This is a genomic window from Enterobacter sp. RIT418 (assembly GCF_003057745.1).
In the GTDB taxonomy this organism is placed as follows: domain Bacteria; phylum Pseudomonadota; class Gammaproteobacteria; order Enterobacterales; family Enterobacteriaceae; genus Enterobacter.
In genome coordinates, this window is sequence record NZ_QBJD02000030.1 from 1 (window position 1) to 19,278 (window position 19,278).

At 55.7% G+C, this 19,278-nt stretch carries 16 protein-coding genes; 8 read left to right on the top strand and 8 right to left on the bottom strand.

The genetic code is table 11. The annotated features are described in order from the left end of the window. Positions 1-187: 187 nt before the first annotated feature. From metA to aceK, 4 genes are all read left to right on the top strand, one after another. Positions 188-1,117, top strand: coding sequence for a homoserine O-succinyltransferase (metA, locus tag DBY73_RS21675; protein ID WP_112013231.1), 930 nt, complete (start codon positions 188-190; stop codon positions 1,115-1,117). Positions 1,118-1,385: 268 nt separating this feature from the next. Continuing rightward, positions 1,386-2,987 carry a malate synthase A gene (gene aceB / locus DBY73_RS21680; protein ID WP_112013232.1) on the top strand — a complete coding sequence of 534 codons (1,602 nt, stop codon included), beginning with the start codon at positions 1,386-1,388 and terminating at the stop codon, positions 2,985-2,987. A gap of 31 nt (positions 2,988-3,018) precedes the next feature. Beyond that, entirely contained in the window at positions 3,019-4,323 is a 1,305-nt protein-coding gene (aceA, locus tag DBY73_RS21685) for an isocitrate lyase (RefSeq protein WP_112013233.1), read from the top strand. A gap of 116 nt (positions 4,324-4,439) precedes the next feature. Next, the gene (gene aceK, locus DBY73_RS21690; RefSeq protein ID WP_112013234.1) at positions 4,440-6,167 is read left to right on the top strand and encodes a bifunctional isocitrate dehydrogenase kinase/phosphatase; all 1,728 of its coding nucleotides are present in this window, start codon (positions 4,440-4,442) and stop codon (positions 6,165-6,167) included. On the opposite strand, the gene DBY73_RS21695 is transcribed toward aceK, so the two are convergent. The 4 genes from DBY73_RS21695 to DBY73_RS21710 form a co-directional block, all read right to left on the bottom strand. Further along, positions 6,164-7,813 (bottom strand): alpha,alpha-trehalase, encoded by a 1,650-nt coding sequence (locus tag DBY73_RS21695; protein WP_112013235.1) that lies wholly within the window; start codon positions 7,811-7,813, stop codon positions 6,164-6,166. The two genes, aceK and DBY73_RS21695, sit on opposite strands and share 4 nt — an antisense overlap. Before the next feature lie 291 nt (positions 7,814-8,104). After that, entirely contained in the window at positions 8,105-8,386 is a 282-nt protein-coding gene (locus DBY73_RS21700; protein WP_258458771.1) for a monooxygenase, read from the bottom strand. Positions 8,387-8,566: 180 nt separating this feature from the next. Further along, positions 8,567-9,919 (bottom strand): glutathione-disulfide reductase, encoded by a 1,353-nt coding sequence (gorA, locus tag DBY73_RS21705; RefSeq protein ID WP_112013237.1) that lies wholly within the window; start codon positions 9,917-9,919, stop codon positions 8,567-8,569. A 71-nt stretch (positions 9,920-9,990) separates the two neighbouring features. Further along, on the bottom strand, positions 9,991-10,833 hold the full coding sequence (locus tag DBY73_RS21710) for a 23S rRNA (adenine(2030)-N(6))-methyltransferase RlmJ (RefSeq protein ID WP_112013238.1): 843 nt from the start codon (positions 10,831-10,833) through the stop codon (positions 9,991-9,993). Positions 10,834-11,037: 204 nt separating this feature from the next. Between DBY73_RS21710 and prlC the strand changes: the two genes are divergently transcribed. Together prlC and rsmJ are read left to right on the top strand one after the other, a co-directional pair. After that, the gene (prlC, locus tag DBY73_RS21715; RefSeq protein WP_112013239.1) at positions 11,038-13,080 is read left to right on the top strand and encodes an oligopeptidase A; all 2,043 of its coding nucleotides are present in this window, start codon (positions 11,038-11,040) and stop codon (positions 13,078-13,080) included. A gap of 7 nt (positions 13,081-13,087) precedes the next feature. Further along, positions 13,088-13,852: a 16S rRNA (guanine(1516)-N(2))-methyltransferase RsmJ gene (gene rsmJ, locus DBY73_RS21720; RefSeq protein ID WP_112013240.1), complete on the top strand. Its 765-nt coding sequence runs from the start codon at positions 13,088-13,090 to the stop codon at positions 13,850-13,852. Positions 13,853-13,920: 68 nt separating this feature from the next. Here rsmJ and uspA read toward each other — a convergent pair whose 3' ends face one another. After that, positions 13,921-14,358, bottom strand: coding sequence for a universal stress protein UspA (gene uspA / locus DBY73_RS21725; protein ID WP_003861223.1), 438 nt, complete (start codon positions 14,356-14,358; stop codon positions 13,921-13,923). A gap of 282 nt (positions 14,359-14,640) precedes the next feature. Between uspA and uspB the strand changes: the two genes are divergently transcribed. Then, positions 14,641-14,976 carry a universal stress protein UspB gene (gene uspB / locus DBY73_RS21730; RefSeq protein ID WP_102890054.1) on the top strand — a complete coding sequence of 112 codons (336 nt, stop codon included), beginning with the start codon at positions 14,641-14,643 and terminating at the stop codon, positions 14,974-14,976. Positions 14,977-15,016: 40 nt separating this feature from the next. Here the strand turns inward: uspB and DBY73_RS21735 are convergent, their stop codons facing one another. The 3 genes from DBY73_RS21735 to pitA form a co-directional block, all read right to left on the bottom strand. Further along, positions 15,017-15,430: a hypothetical protein gene (locus DBY73_RS21735; protein WP_112013241.1), complete on the bottom strand. Its 414-nt coding sequence runs from the start codon at positions 15,428-15,430 to the stop codon at positions 15,017-15,019. After that, complete coding sequence (locus DBY73_RS21740) at positions 15,408-15,797, bottom strand: polymorphic toxin type 44 domain-containing protein (protein WP_181573272.1); 390 nt, start codon at positions 15,795-15,797, stop codon at positions 15,408-15,410. Before DBY73_RS21740 ends, DBY73_RS21735 begins: the two co-directional genes overlap by 23 nt. 169 nt (positions 15,798-15,966) lie before the next feature. Continuing rightward, positions 15,967-17,466: an inorganic phosphate transporter PitA gene (gene pitA / locus DBY73_RS21745; protein ID WP_112013243.1), complete on the bottom strand. Its 1,500-nt coding sequence runs from the start codon at positions 17,464-17,466 to the stop codon at positions 15,967-15,969. A 229-nt stretch (positions 17,467-17,695) separates the two neighbouring features. On the opposite strand from pitA, the gene DBY73_RS21750 reads away from it, so the two are divergent. Continuing rightward, positions 17,696-18,895: an NAD(P)/FAD-dependent oxidoreductase gene (locus DBY73_RS21750; RefSeq protein ID WP_112013244.1), complete on the top strand. Its 1,200-nt coding sequence runs from the start codon at positions 17,696-17,698 to the stop codon at positions 18,893-18,895. Positions 18,896-19,278: the final 383 nt, after the last annotated feature.

Here is a 19,278-nt window from a genome sequence, read left to right on the forward strand (position 1 = left end):
AACTGCCAGGCATCAATTAAGAAGAACCCCGTACCGAAAGGTGCGGGGTTTTTTGCTTTTGTATTTCGCCCTCTCCCTGAAACTTTCTCACCTTCAACTTGCAGACTCGACATTCCGATCGTTTATAAGTATCGTTAGCTGTCTGGATGTCTAAACGTTTATACGTATGTTGTGAGGAAAGAGAGTTATGCCGATTCGGGTACAGGACGAGCTGCCAGCCGTCAATTTCTTACGTGAGGAAAACGTCTTTGTGATGACGGCTTCGCGTGCGACAGGTCAGGAAATTCGCCCGCTGAAGGTGCTCATCCTCAATCTTATGCCCAAAAAGATCGAAACTGAGAATCAGTTCCTGCGCCTGCTCTCGAACTCTCCGCTTCAGGTTGATATCCAGCTGCTGCGAATCGATGCCCGCGAGTCACGTAACACGCCGTCAGAGCATCTCAACACTTTCTACTGCAACTTCGATGACATTCGCGGTGAAAACTTCGATGGCCTGATCGTCACCGGCGCGCCGCTGGGCCTGGTGGAGTTTAACGACGTTGCCTACTGGCCGCAGATCAAACAGGTACTGGAGTGGGCCAAAGATCACGTGACGTCCACGCTGTTTGTTTGTTGGGCGGTACAGGCCGCGCTAAACATCCTCTATGGCATCCCTAAGCAAACGCGTACCGAAAAGCTCTCCGGCGTTTATGAACACCACATCCTTCAACCGCACGCATTACTGACCCGTGGTTTTGATGATTCTTTCCTCGCGCCGCACTCCCGCTACGCAGATTTCCCGGCCCAGCTAATACGTGATTACACTGACCTGGAGATTCTGGCCGAAACGGAAGACGGTGATGCATACCTGTTCGCCAGCAAAGATAAACGTATTGCCTTCGTCACCGGCCACCCGGAATACGATCCCGATACGCTGGCGACAGAATTTTTCCGTGACGTTGAAGCCGGCCTTAATCCGGACGTGCCGTACAACTATTTCCCGAAAAACGATCCGCAAAACACGCCGCGCGCATCCTGGCGCAGCCATGGAAACCTGCTGTTTACCAACTGGCTTAACTATTACGTCTATCAAATCACGCCATACGATCTGCGGAACATGAATCCTACGCTGGAGTAATCTTCTGCAAAAATCGATCCTAAAGCGTTTCAGCTAATCAGTTCAGGCACCTTCGGGTGCCTTTTTTATTTCCGAAATTCAGCTCAACGCTGAGAAAAACTTTAATCAACTATTAATCAATAAGTTACAGTTGATTGTTAATTAAAATGGAAATAGTTTTTGATTTTAGAAAAAATAAAGATAGGCTTAATTCTGCTGAGCGAAAACTACACAACGATCTTCGCTCGTAATGGGGAGTGGATTGGGATCTTTGATGAGGAGCAGAATGATGACTCAACAGGCAACGACGGCGGACGAACTTACGTTTAACCAGCCTCACGGCGAGCAGGAACAGCAGATTTTAACGACGGAGGCCGTCGAATTTCTGTCTGAGCTGGTTACCCGCTTTACGCCGAAGCGTAACAAGCTGCTGGCTGCACGCATTCAGCAGCAGGAAGCCATTGACAACGGTAATCTTCCAGACTTTATTTCGGAAACTGCTTCCATTCGTAGCGGCGAGTGGAAAATTCGCGGTATTCCGGAGGATTTGCAGGATCGTCGCGTTGAGATCACCGGCCCGGTTGAGCGCAAGATGGTGATTAACGCCATGAATGCCAACGTTAAAGTGTTTATGGCAGATTTTGAAGACTCCCTGGCTCCAGACTGGCGCAAAGTGATCGACGGGCAGGTTAACCTTCGCGATGCCGTTAACGGCACGATCAGCCATACCAACGAAGCCGGGAAAATTTATCAGCTCAAGCCCAATCCTGCGGTTCTGGTCTGTCGCGTGCGCGGTCTGCACCTGCCTGAAAAGCACGTCACCTGGCGCGGCGAGGCAATTCCGGGCAGCCTGTTCGACTTCGCGCTGTACTTCTTCCACAACCATAAAAACCTGCTGGCCAAAGGCAGCGGTCCCTATTTTTATCTGCCGAAGACCCAGTCATGGCAGGAAGCGGCGTGGTGGAGCGAAGTCTTCAGCTACGCGGAGGATCGGTTTAGCCTGCCGCGCGGCACCATCAAGGCCACGCTGCTGATTGAAACGCTGCCCGCGGTCTTCCAGATGGATGAAATCCTGCACGCGCTGCGCGACCACATCGTTGGCCTGAACTGCGGTCGCTGGGACTACATCTTCAGCTACATCAAAACGCTAAAAAATCACGCCGATCGTGTGCTTCCGGATCGCCAGGTCGTCACCATGGATAAGCCTTTCCTGAGCGCCTATTCACGCCTGCTGATTAAGACCTGCCACAGGCGCGGTGCCTTTGCGATGGGCGGCATGGCGGCTTTCATCCCGAGCAAAGATGCCGAGCGCAATAATCAGGTTCTGAGCAAGGTGAAGGCGGATAAAGAGCTGGAAGCCCGTAACGGTCATGACGGCACATGGATTGCGCATCCGGGCCTGGCAGATACGGCAATGGACGTGTTCAACCGCGCGCTGGGCGACCGTAAAAATCAGCTTTCTGTCTTACGCGAGGAAGATGCGCCAATAAGCGCCGAACAGCTGCTGGCGCCGTGCGAGGGCGAACGCACCGAAGAGGGCATGCGCGCCAATATCCGCGTTGCCGTGCAGTACATCGAGGCATGGGTTTCCGGCAACGGCTGCGTGCCGATCTACGGCCTGATGGAGGATGCCGCCACGGCAGAAATCTCTCGTACCTCTATCTGGCAGTGGATACACCACCAGAAAACGCTCAGCAACGGCAAGCCCGTCACTAAACCCCTGTTCCGCCAGATGCTGGCCGAAGAGATGCGGGTGATTCAGGACGAGCTGGGCGAGCACCGCTACAGCAGCGGCCGCTTTGACGATGCCGCACGCCTGATGGAGCAAATCACCACTTCAGATGACTTAATCGACTTCCTGACCCTGCCGGGCTATCGCTTCCTGGCGTAATTCACCACATAACAATATGGAGCATCTGCACATGAAAACCCGTACCCAACAAATCGAAGAATTACAGAAAGAGTGGACTCAGCCGCGCTGGGAGGGCATTCGCCGCCCGTACAGCGCGGAAGAAGTGGTGAAATTACGCGGCTCGGTCAATCCGGAATGCACGTTGGCGCAGAACGGCGCGGCAAAAATGTGGCGTCTTCTGCACGGCGGCTCTAAAAAAGGCTACATCAACAGCCTGGGCGCGCTGACAGGCGGGCAGGCATTGCAGCAGGCGAAAGCGGGTATAGAAGCCGTCTATCTTTCCGGCTGGCAGGTGGCGGCAGATGCCAACCTGGCCTCCAGCATGTATCCGGATCAATCTCTCTATCCGGCCAACTCCGTGCCGTCGGTGGTGGATCGGATCAACAATACCTTCCGCCGCGCGGATCAGATCCAGTGGGCCGCAGGCATTGAGCCAAACGATCCGCGCTTTATTGACTACTTCCTGCCGATCGTCGCGGATGCGGAAGCGGGCTTCGGCGGCGTGCTCAACGCCTTTGAGCTGATGAAATCGATGATTGAGGCCGGTGCAGCGGCCGTACACTTCGAAGACCAGCTGGCGTCAGTGAAGAAATGCGGGCACATGGGCGGCAAGGTGCTGGTCCCGACTCAGGAAGCGATTCAGAAGCTGGTTGCCGCGCGCCTCGCCGCAGACGTTCTGGGCGTGCCAACGCTGGTGATTGCGCGTACCGATGCCGATGCGGCTGACCTTATCACCTCTGACTGCGACCCGTACGACAGCGAGTTCATTACCGGCGAGCGCACCAGCGAAGGCTTCTACCGCACGCATGCCGGTATTGAGCAGGCGATTAGCCGCGGCCTGGCCTACGCGCCGTATGCTGACCTGGTGTGGTGTGAAACCTCTACGCCGGACCTGGCGCTGGCGAAACGCTTTGCCGACGCCATCCACGCGAAATACCCGGGCAAGCTGCTGGCCTACAACTGCTCGCCGTCCTTCAACTGGCAGAAGAATCTGGACGACAAAACCATTGCCAGCTTCCAGCAGCAGCTCTCCGACATGGGCTACAAATACCAGTTCATTACTCTGGCGGGCATTCACAGCATGTGGTTCAACATGTTCGACCTGGCGCACGCGTACGCGCAGGGTGAAGGCATGAGGCACTACGTTGAGAAGGTGCAGCAGCCAGAATTTGCGGCCGGTAAAGAGGGTTATACCTTCGTGTCGCACCAGCAGGAGGTGGGCACCGGCTACTTCGATAATGTGACCACGATTATTCAGGGCGGGACCTCCTCCGTCACCGCTTTGACGGGCTCAACCGAAGAAGCACAGTTCTAATCTTTTCCCCCTCACCCTAACCCTCTCCCCTATGAGGAGAGGGGACGGTCTGGTGCGGATCTGTTTCTCCTTCGCCCCTTTGGGGAGAGGGCCGGGGTGAGGGGTAAGGGGAATATATGTCGCGTGGCCTGGAATTACTGATTGCCCAAACTATTCTGCAGGGTTTTGACGCCCAGTACGGACGTTTTCTGGAAGTGACCTCTGGTGCCCAGCAGCGCTTTGAGCATGCAGACTGGCATGCGGTTCAGCAGGCCATGAAGCAGCGTATCCATCTCTACGATCACCATGTGGGTCTCGTGGTGGAGCAGCTGCGCTGTATTACCGACGGTAAAAGCCCGGACGCGGAATTTTTACTGCGCGTGAAGGAGCATTACACCCATTTGCTACCCGACTACCCTCGCTTCGAGATTGCGGAGAGCTTTTTCAACTCCGTCTATTGCCGGTTATTTGACCACCGCTCGCTATCTCCCGAGCGGTTGTTTATTTTCAGCTCCCAGCCGGCGCGGCGCTTTCGCACCATTCCCCGTCCGCTGGCGAAGGATTTCTTTCCAGACGGCGGCTGGAATATGCTGCTGAACCGCGTTTTGAGCGACCTGCCGTTACGCTTGCCGTGGCAAAATCGCGCGCGCGATGTGGGCTACATCATTGCGCATTTGCACGAGAATTTCGACGAAGAGACGCTAAAATGCAGTCATCTTCAGATTGCCAATGAGCTGTTCTATCGTAATAAAGCGGCCTGGCTGGTGGGGAAGCTCGCCACGCCAACGGGGGTTTTTCCGTTTTTGCTGCCTATTCATCGCACCGATGACGGCGAACTTTTTATCGACACCTGCCTGACGACCAGCGCTGAGGCCAGCATCGTCTTTGGGTTCGCCCGATCCTATTTTATGGTTTATGCCCCCTTGCCCGCGGCGCTCGTCGAGTGGCTGCGGGAGATATTGCCGGGCAAGACCACCGCCGAGCTGTACATGGCCATTGGCTGCCAGAAGCACGCCAAAACCGAAAGCTACCGCGAATACCTGCACTATATTGCCTGCGCGGACGAGCAGTTTATCGAAGCGCCCGGCATCCGCGGTATGGTGATGCTGGTGTTTACGCTGCCGGGGTTTGACCGCGTGTTTAAGGTGATCAAAGACCGGTTCGCACCGCAGAAGGAGATGACCGCCGCGCACGTTCGCGCCTGCTATCAGCTGGTGAAGGAGCACGACCGCGTCGGGCGAATGGCGGATACCCAGGAGTTTGAAAATTTCGTGCTGGATAAAAGGCAAATCGACGCGGCGCTGATGGCGCTTTTGCAGCAGGAAGCGCCGGGGAAATTGACCGATCTCGGCGATAAAATTTCCATCAGCCACCTTTACATCGAGCGGCGGATGGTGCCGCTGAACATCTGGCTTGAGCAGGCCGAAGGGCAGGCGCTGCGCGATGCGATAGAGGAGTACGGCAATGCCATCAGGCAGCTTGCCGCCGCCAATATTTTCCCTGGCGATATGCTGTATAAAAATTTTGGCGTGACCCGGCACGGGCGCGTCGTGTTCTACGATTACGATGAAATTTGCTACATGACGGAAGTGAATTTCCGCGATATTCCCGCGCCGCGCCATCCGGAGGATGAGCTCTCGGGCGAGCCGTGGTACAGCGTCTCGCCCGGGGACGTTTTTCCTGAGGAGTTTCGCCACTGGCTGTGCGCCGATCGGCGCATCAGGCCATTGTTTGAAGAGATGCACGCGGATTTGTTCCGCGCCGACTACTGGCGCGGCCTGCAAACGCGGATTAAAAACGGGCACGTCGAAGACGTCTATGCCTACCGCAGGCGGCAGCGTTTTAGCGTGCGCTACGCGGCCTAAGGCTCACCGTACAGGCCGATTAACCGCCGCACCACGCCGTTGGTCCAGCCGAAGCCGTCCTGCAGGGGATATTCGCCCCCGCCCCCTTCGCGCGGGGTGCTGCTGGCGATGTGGTACTTCTCAATCAGCTTGTGGTGCGTTTTGTAATAGTGGTTGACGGTCTGTAGCCAGCTCCAGGCAATCTCATCGCCCAGCGAATCATTGCCGTACTGCTTAAAGCCCTGAATCGCCATCCACTGCAGCGGTGCCCAGCCGTTGGGGCGGTCCCACTGCTCACCGGTTTCATATTCCGTTGCCAGAATGCCGCCCGGCGTCAGCAGGCGGGCCTTCACGGCGTCGGACAGGCGTTCCGCCTGCTCGTGCGTCGACATACCCACGTACAGCGGCACGATGCTGGCCGCAGAGAACAGCGCCATCTCCTCGCGTCGCCAGTCATAGTCGCGGTAACAGCCGTTCTCCTCGTCCCACAGATAGCGATTCACGGCCTCACGACGGTTAGCGGCCTTCTGGCGGAACTGTTCAGCAACCTCTTTATCCCCTTTTGAGGCAGAGATATTGGCGATAGCGCTTTCCAGCTTGAACAGAAATGCATTTAAATCTATTGGGATAAACTGCGTGGTGCGGATGCTGGCAAGCCGACCCGGATCGCGCAGCCAGCGGGAAGAGTAATCCCAGCCGGAGGCCGCGCCGGCACGCAGATCGCGATAAACCTCATTCGGAGGTCGACCGGAGTGGCGCGCGGTTTCCACGTCTTCCACCCAGGACTCGTCTCGCGGCGTGTCGCGGTCGTCCCAGTAGCGGTTAAGCAAGGAGCCATCCGGCATGCGCACCGCGCTGCGGTAGGCCTGATTAAGCAGCAGCGATTCCGCGCCGTCCATCCAGAAGGCATACTCCATTTTCAGATGGTCCAGATAGCGCTTCGCGCCCCGCACGCCGTCCTCCTCGAACAGCTCAACCATCAGGGCAAACACCGGCGGCTGGGAGCGGCTCAGGTAGTACGTACGGTTACCGTTCGGGATATGGCCATAACGCTCGATCAGCCACGCAAAGTTATCCGCCATGCATTTCAGCAGATCGTTGCGTCCGCTCTCCGCCAGCCCCAGCATGGAAAAGTAGGAATCCCAGTAGTACGTTTCGCTGAAGCGTCCGCCCGGCACGATATAGGCCTGAGGTAGCGCCAGCAGCGACGACCACGGAATATGATCCTGTGGCTCGCGGGTTAACACCGGCCAGAGTTTATCGATGTGCTCCTTCAGAGAAAGGCCCGGGTCGGAGACATATTCGCTCGTCAGTACTTCCGGCAGCCAGAAGTGGTTGTCGACAAACTGGCGCAGGTCGAAATCGCGGTGGCGGCGCACCTTGCGGTAGCGGATCAGAATATCCAGCGGGTCCATTTTGGGTGCGCAGTCAGGGAACGTCTTGCTATCTGCAAACAGCCGCGATGACTGCACGTGTTCGAACAGCTCAAGATAGCGGTCTGCGGGCGTCAGGGCGTCGGAGGCGGGAAGCCCCTCGATCATCTCCGGCTCCGGTTCTGCTTCAATCATCTCATCCAGCTTCAACTCGCAGGGATCGGTTTCGTAGCACAGCTCTTGTGCAATTTCGAACTCGATATCCTCGGCAGTCTTTAGTTTCTGGTTGAACATGGTGTTCAGGACCTCCGGTTTTTGTCGTAACAAATACGGGTTTTTCCCGGTCATCTTCTAAGCGTAGACATTCGCTTCGGTTAATGCGGCGCTAAGTGTGCGCTTGATCACGCTTTCAAAGTGGGTGTAAATAGGTTAAAAGCTGATTATCTTATTGATTAATTGGATATTAATATTGATTTGATGGGCAAAAGGCAGGAAAAAAATTCAGAGCATTCAGTATTCCGCCTTCACGGTAAAGACCGTTGCCTGTAGGGCTGTAAATAGCGTTTTTAACGCTTTAATACAGTTTCAGTGCGCCTGTCGCGCATTGCCTGAAAGGCTGGTAGCGGATTGTTTCGCTTTATGGCTGGCACCTTCACTTTTTTCCATTGCCTTGCTGGCCGCTTTTTCCGCATGGGCGGCGCTATACGCGGCCAGATGGGAAATAACGATGGCGTAAATGCTCATGAGTGAGACCCATAGAATACTGTTTTTCCACCACAGCAGGGTAGGAATAGTCAGTATCGCCCATATTAGCGCGAGGAAAAGGTGCATTTTGGCCATCAGTTTGGCGGAAATCTTCACGTGCATTTTCATCTCTCTAATCTTTTATACGTATTCACAGAAAGGTGGTTAACGCCTTCTAAGATTAGTTAATTCCACCGCGCGCAGAGGGTAAATTTGTTACCGTTTGTACAACCCGCTGGGGTTATCCGTCAAAGACATAAAAAAACCGGCCTGCTGGCCGGTTTTTGTCGCGGATAAGAAGGATTAACGCATGGTAACGAATTCTTCCGCCGCGGTAGGGTGAATCGCCACGGTGTTGTCGAAATCCTTTTTCGTTGCGCCCATTTTCAGCGCCACCGCGAAGCCCTGCAGGATCTCATCCATGCCGAAGCCGATGCCGTGTATACCGACAATTTTCTCATCCGGCCCGACGCAGACAAGCTTCATGCGGCACGGCTGGCGGTGCGAAGTGACGGCGGTGTACATCGCGGTAAAGGACGATTTATAGACTTTCACCTGGTCCTCGCCGTACTGCTCGCGCGCCTGCGGCTCGGTTAAGCCAACGGTGCCGATAGGCGGGTGGCTGAAGACCACGGTCGGGATATTGCTGTAGTCCAGATGCTCGTCCGGCTTGTTGTTAAACAGGCGCTCGGAGAGGCGGCGACCCGCCGCAACGGCGACCGGGGTCAGCTCAACCGCACCGGTGTTATCGCCCACCGCATAAATGCCCGGAACGCTGGTGTTCTGGAACTTATCGACAACGATATAGCCTTTTTCGTTGGTTTTCACACCGGTCACGGCAAGGTTAAAGTTGTCGTTAGCCGGTTCACGACCAATTGCCCAAATAAGGCAGTCAACGGTCTGGTTGCGGCCGTCTTCCAGCTCCAGCGTCAGGCTGCCGTCTGCGTTTTTCACGACCGCTTTCGGCACCGCGTTGGTGTGAAGAGTCGGGCCTTCGGCGTTCATCACTTCAACCAGCGTCTCGACGATCAGTGGGTCAAAGCTGCGCAGCGGCGCGTGTTTGCGCACGAACAGGTGCGCTTCCGCGCCCAGGCCGTTAATCACGCCGGCCAGTTCGACCGCGATATAGCCCGCGCCAACCACGGCAACGCGCTTAGGCAGGGCAGGCAGTTCAAAGAAACCGTCGGAGTCGATGCCGTATTCCACGCCAGGGATGTTCGGGTGGCTCGGACGGCCGCCGGTAGCGATCAGGATATGATCGGCGGTGATCGTTTCGCCGTTCACTTCGATCGTCTTCGCATCCACAAAGCGGGCAAACCCACGGATCACGTCGACGTTATTCTTGCCCAGCACGTTATCGTACGAGGTATGAATGCGGTCGATATAGGCGGTGCGGCTGGCAATCAGCTTGTCCCAGTCGAAGCTATTTATCGTGGTGTCAAAGCCGTAGTCCGGGCCATACATATGAATCGCTTCACGGATTTGCGCTGCGTGCCACATCACTTTTTTCGGTACACAACCTACGTTTACGCAGGTGCCGCCCAGCTCTTTGGCTTCAATCAGCGCACACTTCTGGCCGTACATGGCTGCACGGTTGATGGAGGCGATGCCGCCGCTGCCGCCGCCGATGGCGATGTAGTCATAATGCTTGCTCATGGGTCTTGTCCTTAATCGTTAATTGCCGCGATTGTATACCTGAAATCAATAGTTTCCACCGATGACTGCGATTACTCCGGTACGATCCAGCTCACGGTGGCGTGGCCCGTTCCGGCCGGAACCAGCGTTTTGTGCAGCCATGGCAGCACGTTGTTCATCTGCGCTTCCAGCTTCCACGGCGGGTTGATGACGATCATGCCGGAAGCGGTCATGCCGCGCTGGTCGCTGTCCGGACGCACGGCCAGCTCAATTTGCAGAATTTTGCGGATGCCGGTGGCTTCTAACTCTTTGATCATGCGTTTGATTTGCGCGCGCAGCACCACGGGATACCACAGGGCATAGGTGCCGGTGGCGAAACGCTTGTAGCCTTCGTTAATGCCCGTGACCACCGCCTGGTAGTCGGTTTTGATTTCGTAAGGCGGGTCGATCAGCACCAGACCGCGACGCGAAGCTGGCGGCAGCTTGGCCTTCAGCTGCTGGTAACCATCGGCTTTATCCACGCGGGCGCGGTTATCTTTCTGAAATTCTGAGCGCAGCAGCGGGAAGTCGCTCGGGTGCAGCTCGGTGAGCTGAAGGCTGTCCTGCTCGCGGAGCAGCTGACGGGCGATCAGCGGTGAACCCGGGTAGTAGCGCAGCTGGCCATTACGGTTGAAGTGATTGACCACGCCAATATATGGCTCCAGCTCGGCCGGCAGGTCGTCCTGCTGCCAGATGCGGGCGATGCCTTCCAGATACTCGCCGGTACGCTCGGCGCGCTCGCCGCTCAGCTGATAGCGGCCCGCGCCCGCGTGGGTGTCCAGGTAGAGAAACGGCTTGTCTTTCTCTTTGAGCGCCTCAATGATCAGGCTCTGAACGGTATGTTTAAGGACGTCGGCGTGGTTGCCTGCGTGGAAGCTGTGGCGATAACTGAGCATGGGTAATGAAATTCCGCTGAAATGACGATTTGCCACAGTTTACAGCAGAACGGCGAAGATTACCCGCAGGCCCGGTAAGGCAGCGTCACCGGGCTTTTTCCACAACGCCCGGCATTGAAATCCTCTACAATTAACCCCATTACACTTTCAATATGCACAGCGCCGGACGCGCGCTTCATTCACCTATTTGACAGGACAGCGCTTATGACCAATCCATTACTGACGCCTTTCTCGCTACCGCCGTTTTCTAAAATCCTGCCCGAGCACGTTGTTCCAGCCGTGACGCAATCGCTGGAAAACTGCCGCAAGGCCGTTGAAAACGTGGTCGAGCAGGGCGCGCCGTATACCTGGGAAAACCTGTGTCAGCCGCTGGCTGAGGTGGACGACGTGCTGGGGCGCATCTTCTCTCCGGTAAGCCACCTGAACTCGGTGAAAAACAGCCCGGAACTGCGCGAAGCCTACGAGCAAACCCTGCCGCTGCTCTCCGAGTACAGCACCTGGGTTGGCCAGCATGAGGGGCTGTACAAAGCCTACCGCGACCTGCGCGACGGCGATCATTACGCATCCCTCAACACCGCTCAGAAAAAAGCGGTCGATAACGCGCTGCGCGATTTTGAGCTCTCCGGCATTGGCCTGCCGAAAGAAAAACAAAAACGCTACGGCGAAATTGCCGCGCGCCTGTCCGAGCTGGGCAACCAGTACAGCAACAACGTGCTGGATGCGACCATGGGCTGGACGAAGCTGATTACCGATGAATCCGAACTGGCCGGAATGTCGGAAAGCGCGCTGGCGGCGGCGAAAGCGCAGGCCGAAGCGAAAGAGCAGGAAGGCTACCTGTTAACGCTGGATATCCCGAGCTACCTGCCGGTGATGACCTACTGCGATAATCAGGCGCTGCGTGAAGAGATGTACCGCGCCTACAGCACGCGCGCCTCCGATCAGGGGCCGAACGCGGGGAAATGGGATAACAGCCCGGTGATGGCGGAAATCCTCGCCCTGCGCCACGAGCTGGCACAGCTGCTGGGCTTCGAAAGCTACGCCGACAAATCCCTCGCCACCAAAATGGCGGAGAACCCACAGCAGGTGCTCGACTTCCTGACCGATCTGGCGAAACGCGCCCGTCCGCAGGGTGAGAAAGAGCTGGCCCAGCTGCGCGCCTTCGCGAAAGCGGAGTTCGGCGTGGACGAGCTGCAGCCGTGGGATATCGCCTACTACAGCGAAAAACAGAAGCAGCATCTCTACAGCATCAGCGACGAGCAGCTGCGCCCGTATTTCCCGGAGAACAAAGCGGTTAACGGCCTGTTCGAAGTGGTTAAGCGCATTTACGGCATCACCGCCAAAGAGCGCAAAGACATCGACGTCTGGCACCCGGACGTACGCTTCTTTGAGCTGTACGACGAGAAGAACGAGCTGCGCGGCAGCTTCTACCTCGACCTTTACGCACGTGAGAACAAGCGCGGCGGGGCGTGGATGGATGACTGCGTGGGCCAGATGCGTAAAGCCGACGGTTCACTGCAAAAGCCGGTCGCCTACCTGACCTGTAACTTCAACCGTCCGGTGAACGGCAAGCCTGCGCTGTTTACCCATGACGAAGTGACTACCCTGTTCCACGAATTCGGCCACGGGTTGCACCACATGCTGACCCGTATCGAAACCGCGGGCGTGTCCGGCATCAACGGCGTGCCGTGGGATGCGGTCGAGCTGCCGAGCCAGTTCATGGAAAACTGGTGCTGGGAGCCGGACGCGCTGGCGTTTATCTCTGGCCACTATGAGACCGGCGAACCGCTGCCGAAAGAACTGCTGGATAAAATGCTGGCGGCGAAAAACTACCAGGCGGCGATGTTTATCCTTCGCCAGCTGGAGTTCGGCCTGTTCGACTTCCGCCTGCACGCCGAGTTTAGCCCGGAGCAGGGGGCGAAAATCCTCGAAACGCTGGCCGACATTAAAAAGCAGGTCGCCGTTATTCCAGGACCAACCTGGGGCCGTTTCCCGCACGCGTTTAGCCACATCTTCGCGGGCGGTTACGCTGCGGGCTACTACAGCTACCTGTGGGCCGACGTGCTGGCAGCGGACGCGTACTCGCGCTTCGAAGAAGAAGGGATCTTTAACCGAGAAACCGGCCAGTCGTTCCTTGATAACATCCTGACGCGCGGGGGCTCTGAAGAGCCAATGACGCTGTTCAAACGCTTCCGCGGGCGCGAGCCGCAGCTGGATGCGATGCTTGAGCATTACGGCATCAAGGGTTAGTTGATTCGTGAAGATCTGCTTAGTAGATGAAACAGGCGCCGGAGACGGCGCCTTATCCGTTTTAGCGTCCCGCTGGGGGCTGGAGCACGACGAAGATAACCAGATGGCGCTGGTGATGACGCCCGAGCATCTGGAATTGCGCAAGCGCGACGAGCCGAAGCTCGGCGGGATTTTTGTCGATTTTGTCGGCGGGGCGATGGCGCACCGGCGCAAGTTCGGCGGCGGTCGCGGCGAGGCGGTGGCGAAAGCCGTTGGAATCAAGGGAAGCTATCTCCCGGACGTGGTTGACGCCACGGCGGGGCTAGGGCGTGATGCGTTCGTGCTGGCCTCCGTGGGCTGCCGCGTGCGGATGCTGGAGCGTAACCCGGTGGTTGCCGCGCTGCTCGACGACGGGCTGGCGCGCGGCTATGCGGACCCGGAAATCGGCCCGTGGCTGCGGGATCGTCTGCAGCTCATTCACGCCTCAAGCCTGACGGCGCTGACGGATATCACCCCGCGCCCTCAGGTGGTTTATCTCGATCCGATGTTCCCGCATAAGCAGAAAAGCGCGCTGGTGAAAAAAGAGATGAGGGTGTTTCAGTCGCTGGTGGGGCCGGATTTAGATGCAGACGGCCTGCTGGAGCCCGCTCGCCAGCTTGCGACGAAGCGCGTGGTGGTGAAACGTCCGGACTATGCGCCGCCGCTGGCGGATGTCGCGACGGCCAATGCGGTGACCACGAAAGGGCATCGGTTTGATATCTATATCCCCTCACCCCAACCCCTCTCCCCATAGGGGCGAGGGGCTCGATCGTTCCCTTTCCCCTATGGGGAGAGGGCTAGGGTGAGGGGAATTTAACGCATTTACTCGTCTTCTTCGTCACGCAGCGGAACAATCAGCATATCCACGTGAACGGTGTTGATCAGCTGGCGCGCGGAGGACATCAGCTTGCTCCAGAAGTCCTGATGGTGACCGCATACCACCAGATCCATATCGTATTTTTTAATCGCATCCACCAGCACCTGGCCCAGGTCACCGCTGCCGCTTAATGTTTCGGTGATGGGGTAACCCGCGTTGGTAGACAGTTCGCTCAGGGCATGGTGCGTCTCTTCGGAGATGCGTTTCTGCATATCCCCAAGATTCACGTCAATCAGGCCGGTGTAGAGATCGGAGTAATTCACATCAACGTGAATAAGAGAAACTTTCGCGTTGTAGGGACGTGCCATGGATACCGCTTTATCAACCAGCACTTTGCTCTCTGGAGAGAGATCTACCGCGATGAGAATGTGTTTGTAAGCCATAGTGTTACTCCTTCCTTAAGTTATCGATGACTAAAAGGGAAAGCCGTCGTCTGTTGCTTTCATTACGGCCCAGTTAAACAAAATTATCAAGCTTTGGTGTTGATAACGATTAACCTTGTGGCAAAAAAATTAACGGATCTCCTACACTATTTAATGAGCCGTTCGGATTTTAAAACGCGAACCGGATCGACTTTTGGTCATTCTTTCACTGAACTGTCTGTCAGGGCATTGGGTGCGGTAGCTCGGAAGCCTCGCTTCATGGGCGGACGCCGGGGAGGATGTATGATTAGCACCGTCGCATTGTTTTGGGCGTTATGCGTGGTTTGCATAGTGAATATGGCGCGCTATTTTTCATCGTTACGCGCGCTGTTAGTGGTACTTCGTGGTTGCGATCCGTTGCTTTATCAGTATGTGGACGGTGGAGGATTCTTCACCTCGCATGGACAGCCCAGCAAACAGATGCGTCTGGTGGGGTACATCTACTACCAGCGCTATCGCGATCACCACGATGATGAGTTTATCCGTCGCTGCGAGCGCCTGCGTCGTCAGTTCATTTTAACCAGCGCTCTTTGCGGGCTGGTTGTCGTCAGTATGATTGCATTGATGATTTGGCACTGAGCGTAAAAAGAAGGCGGAGCATGTCTCCGCCTTCTTTCTTTCATTGCTCTGCGTTAACCGAGAACCGCAGGTTTGAAACATCCTTCTGTATTGACGTTACCTTTCCGCTGTATGAGATGTTTACTTTCCCGTTCTCACCTATACGTGCTTCGGTAATCGTGCCTGTTCCTTCAATGACGGGATATTTAACATTGAGCTGTTGGATAATTTCCGCATCTTTCCCGGTTAACTTTTGCGAAAGATAGTAACGGTATAGGGTAGGGACCGTTGCTCCGCCCTGATTATTTACCGTCATGTAGAGCCAAACGCTATCGGACAGCTTATAGACACGCTGCAGTTCATCGCTATTTCGCGGATCGGGCTGGTAGTTTAGCCAAATAAACCCTGCGACCAGGAGTAGAAGGAAAAGCGTGATAAGTCGGTGAGTCCATTTAATAGCCGTGTTGGATGGCATACTCTATCCCTTCCCTAATATTTCGCTGATCTGTGGGGTCGTCACCGTAAGGCGGTTTTTCATGCCATTTTCCCCATTCAGGTTTTGATGTTCCTGCTCGTCCTTGCGCCCAGCCTGCGCCCATCAAAAGCATTTTTGAAGGGATACCTGCAGCTGTTCCGGCAGCACCAAAGTTGAAATTACCGAATGCAGCGAAGTAAGGATCAAATTTTTTGTAATCCCATGGGCCACCATTCCTCACTTTTTGATAGAACCAGTAGTACGTCGAGGCGGTAGCCATATTTCGTGACATTCCTTGACGTCTGGCCTCGCGCATATTATTCACGATAACGATTGAGCCGGGTCCAGGGGTAGGTACAGAAGCCATACATTCTCCATTGTTTTAACATATCCATACCCAGCATGGTAATCAGCGTACTCGAATATTTTTGTGCAAAAAATGTTCAGAGTTTCCTTATGATATGAGCTGATCATGGAATGAAAGCATAAAAAAAGCGGGTCAGTTTCCTGACCCGCTTTTTGTCACTCTCGGCCGATTAAATCAGCTTCAGTGAAATCCAGTACAGCCCGCCGGACAGCAGGATGGAGGCTGGAAGGGTGAAGACCCACGCCATCAGGATGTTGGTCACGGTTTTGCGCTGCAGACCGCCGCCGTCAACAATCATGGTCCCCGCTACGGAAGAAGAGAGTACGTGAGTGGTTGATACCGGCATACCGGTGTAGCTCGCCAGGCCGATAGAGACAGCCGCCGTCATCTGCGCGGACATACCCTGCGCATAGGTCATGCCTTTCTTACCGATCTTCTCGCCGATGGTGGTCGCCACGCGGCGCCAGCCAATCATCGTACCGATACCCAACGCCAGCGCGACCGCCATGATGATCCAGATTGGCGCGTACTCGATAGTGTTGAGCATATCGCCTTTCAGTTTCTTCAGCAGACGCTGGTCGTCAGCGTTCACTTCCGGCAGCTTCGCGACTTTATCCGTCACGTCAGAGATGCAAAGCATAATACGACGCAGCTGGCCGCGCTGTTCTACGCTAAGTTTGTCATAGCTTTCGATATCGCCCAGCATGCCTTTCGCGCGTTCCAGCGCGTTGATAGCGTTGGCCGGGTGGCAGTGGAACTCACCGGGTGCGGTGGCTGCGCCTGCTTCCGGAGAAGGGAGCAGCTGGTCAACGCCCGTTGCTTTCTTCAGCAGCGCAGGGTGCTGCTGGAAGTAAACTTCAACGTTGTTGACGGCATCACGGGTACGGGTGATTTCGTATCCGGAAGCATTCATGTTGACCACGAAACCTGCCGGAGCGACGCCAATCAGAACCAGCATCACCAGACCAATGCCTTTCTGACCGTCGTTCGCGCCGTGAGAGAACGCTACGCCAATAGCCGAAACGATCAGCGCGATGCGCGTCCAGAACGGCGGCTTTTTCTTGCCGTCTTTCTTTTCACGCTCTGCTGGCGTGAGGTGGATACGCGCGCGTTTTTTCGTGTTGCTCCAGTAGCGACGCAGGATGAAGATTAATCCACCCGCAACCACCAGGCCTACGATAGGCGAAATAATCAGAGAGCCAAAAATACCCAGCACTTTCGGAATGTTGAGTGCATCAACAACAGACGTACCGGTCATCAGGGCGTTGGTTAAACCGATACCAATAATGGCACCGATCAGGGTGTGAGAACTGGATGCAGGCAGGCCGAAATACCAGGTTCCGAGGTTCCAGATAATGGCTGCGAGCAGCATTGAGAACACCATGGCGAGACCATGGCCAGAACTAACGTTGAGTAGCAGATCCGTTGGCAGCATATGCACGATGGCATACGCAACGCTCAGTCCGCCCAGGAGGACACCAAAGAAGTTAAAAATCGCCGCCATGACAACCGCAAGCTGCGATCGCATTGCGCGAGTATAGATAACCGTTGCTACTGCGTTTGCAGTGTCGTGGAAGCCGTTGATCGCTTCGTAGAACAATACAAATACCAGAGCAAGCAAGAGTAAAAGGCCGGTATGTAAATCCAGGCCAGCAAACAAATGTAGCATAGGACGTTACGCCATTTTGGAGGACATGAACGCGGCGCATTATCCAGGACAAATGCGCAACGGGCAAAGTGAAATATAGACTTTTTTTGACATACCACCTGTTTTGAGAAAAGCGCTCGAATGGTTATTCTTTAAATATCAATGAAATGGCTTTGTATTATCTTTTTGCGCTGGTGCGACCACATAGGAAACTTTACAATCCGCGGCAGTTAACGATGAGGATTTTGACGTGGAAAGGTTTGATGCCGTAGTAATTGGCGCCGGTGCGGCGGGTATGTTTTGTGCGGCAATGGCCGGACAGGCGGGTCGCCGCGTGCTGCTGCTGGATAACGGTAAAAAACCGGGCCGCAAAATCCTGATGTCCGGCGGCGGCCGCTGCAACTTTACCAATCTTTATGTTGAACCCGCGGCTTACCTCAGCCAAAACCGGCATTTTTGTAAATCTGCGCTGGCGCGTTATACCCAGTGGGACTTTATCGAGCTGGTCGGCAAGCACGGAATCGCCTGGCATGAGAAAACCCTGGGCCAGCTATTCTGCGACGACTCCGCGCAGCAGATTGTCGATATGCTGGTGGCAGAGTGTGAGAAGGGCGGCGTGACGATGCGCCTGCGCACCGAGGTGCTTGAGGTCGCGCGCGACGAACAGGGCTATACGCTGCAGCTCAACGGTGAAAGCGTCAGCGCGGACAGCCTGGTGATCGCCAGCGGCGGCCTGTCGATGCCGGGCCTGGGGGCTTCACCTTTCGGTTATAAAATCGCCGAGCAGTTTGGCCTGAAGGTGCTGCCGACCCGCGCAGGCCTCGTTCCGTTCACCCTGCACAAGCCGCTGCTCGAACAGCTTCAGACGCTTTCCGGCGTTTCGGTTCCGTCGGTCATCACGGCGGAAGACGGCACGGTGTTTCGCGAAAACCTGCTCTTTACCCACCGCGGCCTCTCCGGACCGGCGGTGCTGCAAATCTCAAGCTACTGGCAGCCGGGCGAATTTGTTACGGTCAATCTGCTGCCCGACTGCGACATTGATAGCTTTCTCAACGATCAGCGCGCCGCGCACCCGAATCAAAGCCTCAGGAACACGCTGGCGATGCAGCTGCCAAAACGCCTGGTGGAATGCTTGCAGCTGTTAGGGCAGATCCCGGACGTTTCGCTCAAGCAGCTCAACAGCCGCGAGCAGCACGCGCTGGTCGAGACGCTGACGGCGTGGCGCGTGCAGCCAAACGGCACCGAAGGTTACCGCACCGCGGAAGTGACCCTCGGCGGAGTGGACACTGACGAACTTTCCTCTCGCACGATGGAGGCCCGTAACGTACCCGGCCTGTATTTCATCGGCGAAGTGATGGACGTCACCGGCTGGCTGGGCGGATACAACTTCCAGTGGGCATGGGCCAGCGCATGGGCGTGCGCGCAGGCGCTGGCAGATGTAAAAAAATAAATGGATCTTCCTCGTTATCCCTTTAATAAGCCAGCTAACAGGCTGGCTTATTATAAAAGAGCGCTTGTCCGCAGTTAGGTCGCGGATCGCCAGTGATCGGGATTTCCTTTAGTTGTATTCCTCACGCGAGCGATAAGCGGCGTGTGTCCATGCCTGATTGCAGCATGAATTGCACTTTCCTGAGTTCTGTGATCAATGTTATCTACGCTTACTCCATGGGCGTACTCCACCGTGTAATGTGTGATTGGAGTACCTTCTGGACGACCTTTTGGCTGTGGTTCAATATAAACATTAGGCATGATGATTCCTTTTTTGCATGGTTTTTTAGTGGTGCTATGAGCCCCTTATTGAATCTAATCGTCATTTGCGTTCATTCAAGCTGC

Excerpts from the sequence above, each read along its gene's own strand:
- metA (WP_112013231.1), top strand. The coding sequence starts at position 188 with ATGCCGATTCGGGTACAGGACGAGCTGCCAGCCGTCAATTTCTTACGT.
- aceB (WP_112013232.1), top strand. The coding sequence starts at position 1,386 with ATGACTCAACAGGCAACGACGGCGGACGAACTTACGTTTAACCAGCCT.
- aceA (WP_112013233.1), top strand. The coding sequence starts at position 3,019 with ATGAAAACCCGTACCCAACAAATCGAAGAATTACAGAAAGAGTGGACT.
- aceK (WP_112013234.1), top strand. The coding sequence starts at position 4,440 with ATGTCGCGTGGCCTGGAATTACTGATTGCCCAAACTATTCTGCAGGGT.
- DBY73_RS21695 (WP_112013235.1), bottom strand. The coding sequence starts at position 7,813 with ATGTTCAACCAGAAACTAAAGACTGCCGAGGATATCGAGTTCGAAATT.
- DBY73_RS21700 (WP_258458771.1), bottom strand. The coding sequence starts at position 8,386 with ATGCACGTGAAGATTTCCGCCAAACTGATGGCCAAAATGCACCTTTTC.
- gorA (WP_112013237.1), bottom strand. The coding sequence starts at position 9,919 with ATGAGCAAGCATTATGACTACATCGCCATCGGCGGCGGCAGCGGCGGC.
- DBY73_RS21710 (WP_112013238.1), bottom strand. The coding sequence starts at position 10,833 with ATGCTCAGTTATCGCCACAGCTTCCACGCAGGCAACCACGCCGACGTC.
- prlC (WP_112013239.1), top strand. The coding sequence starts at position 11,038 with ATGACCAATCCATTACTGACGCCTTTCTCGCTACCGCCGTTTTCTAAA.
- uspA (WP_003861223.1), bottom strand. The coding sequence starts at position 14,358 with ATGGCTTACAAACACATTCTCATCGCGGTAGATCTCTCTCCAGAGAGC.
- uspB (WP_102890054.1), top strand. The coding sequence starts at position 14,641 with ATGATTAGCACCGTCGCATTGTTTTGGGCGTTATGCGTGGTTTGCATA.
- DBY73_RS21735 (WP_112013241.1), bottom strand. The coding sequence starts at position 15,430 with ATGCCATCCAACACGGCTATTAAATGGACTCACCGACTTATCACGCTT.
- DBY73_RS21740 (WP_181573272.1), bottom strand. The coding sequence starts at position 15,797 with ATGGCTTCTGTACCTACCCCTGGACCCGGCTCAATCGTTATCGTGAAT.
- pitA (WP_112013243.1), bottom strand. The coding sequence starts at position 17,466 with ATGCTACATTTGTTTGCTGGCCTGGATTTACATACCGGCCTTTTACTC.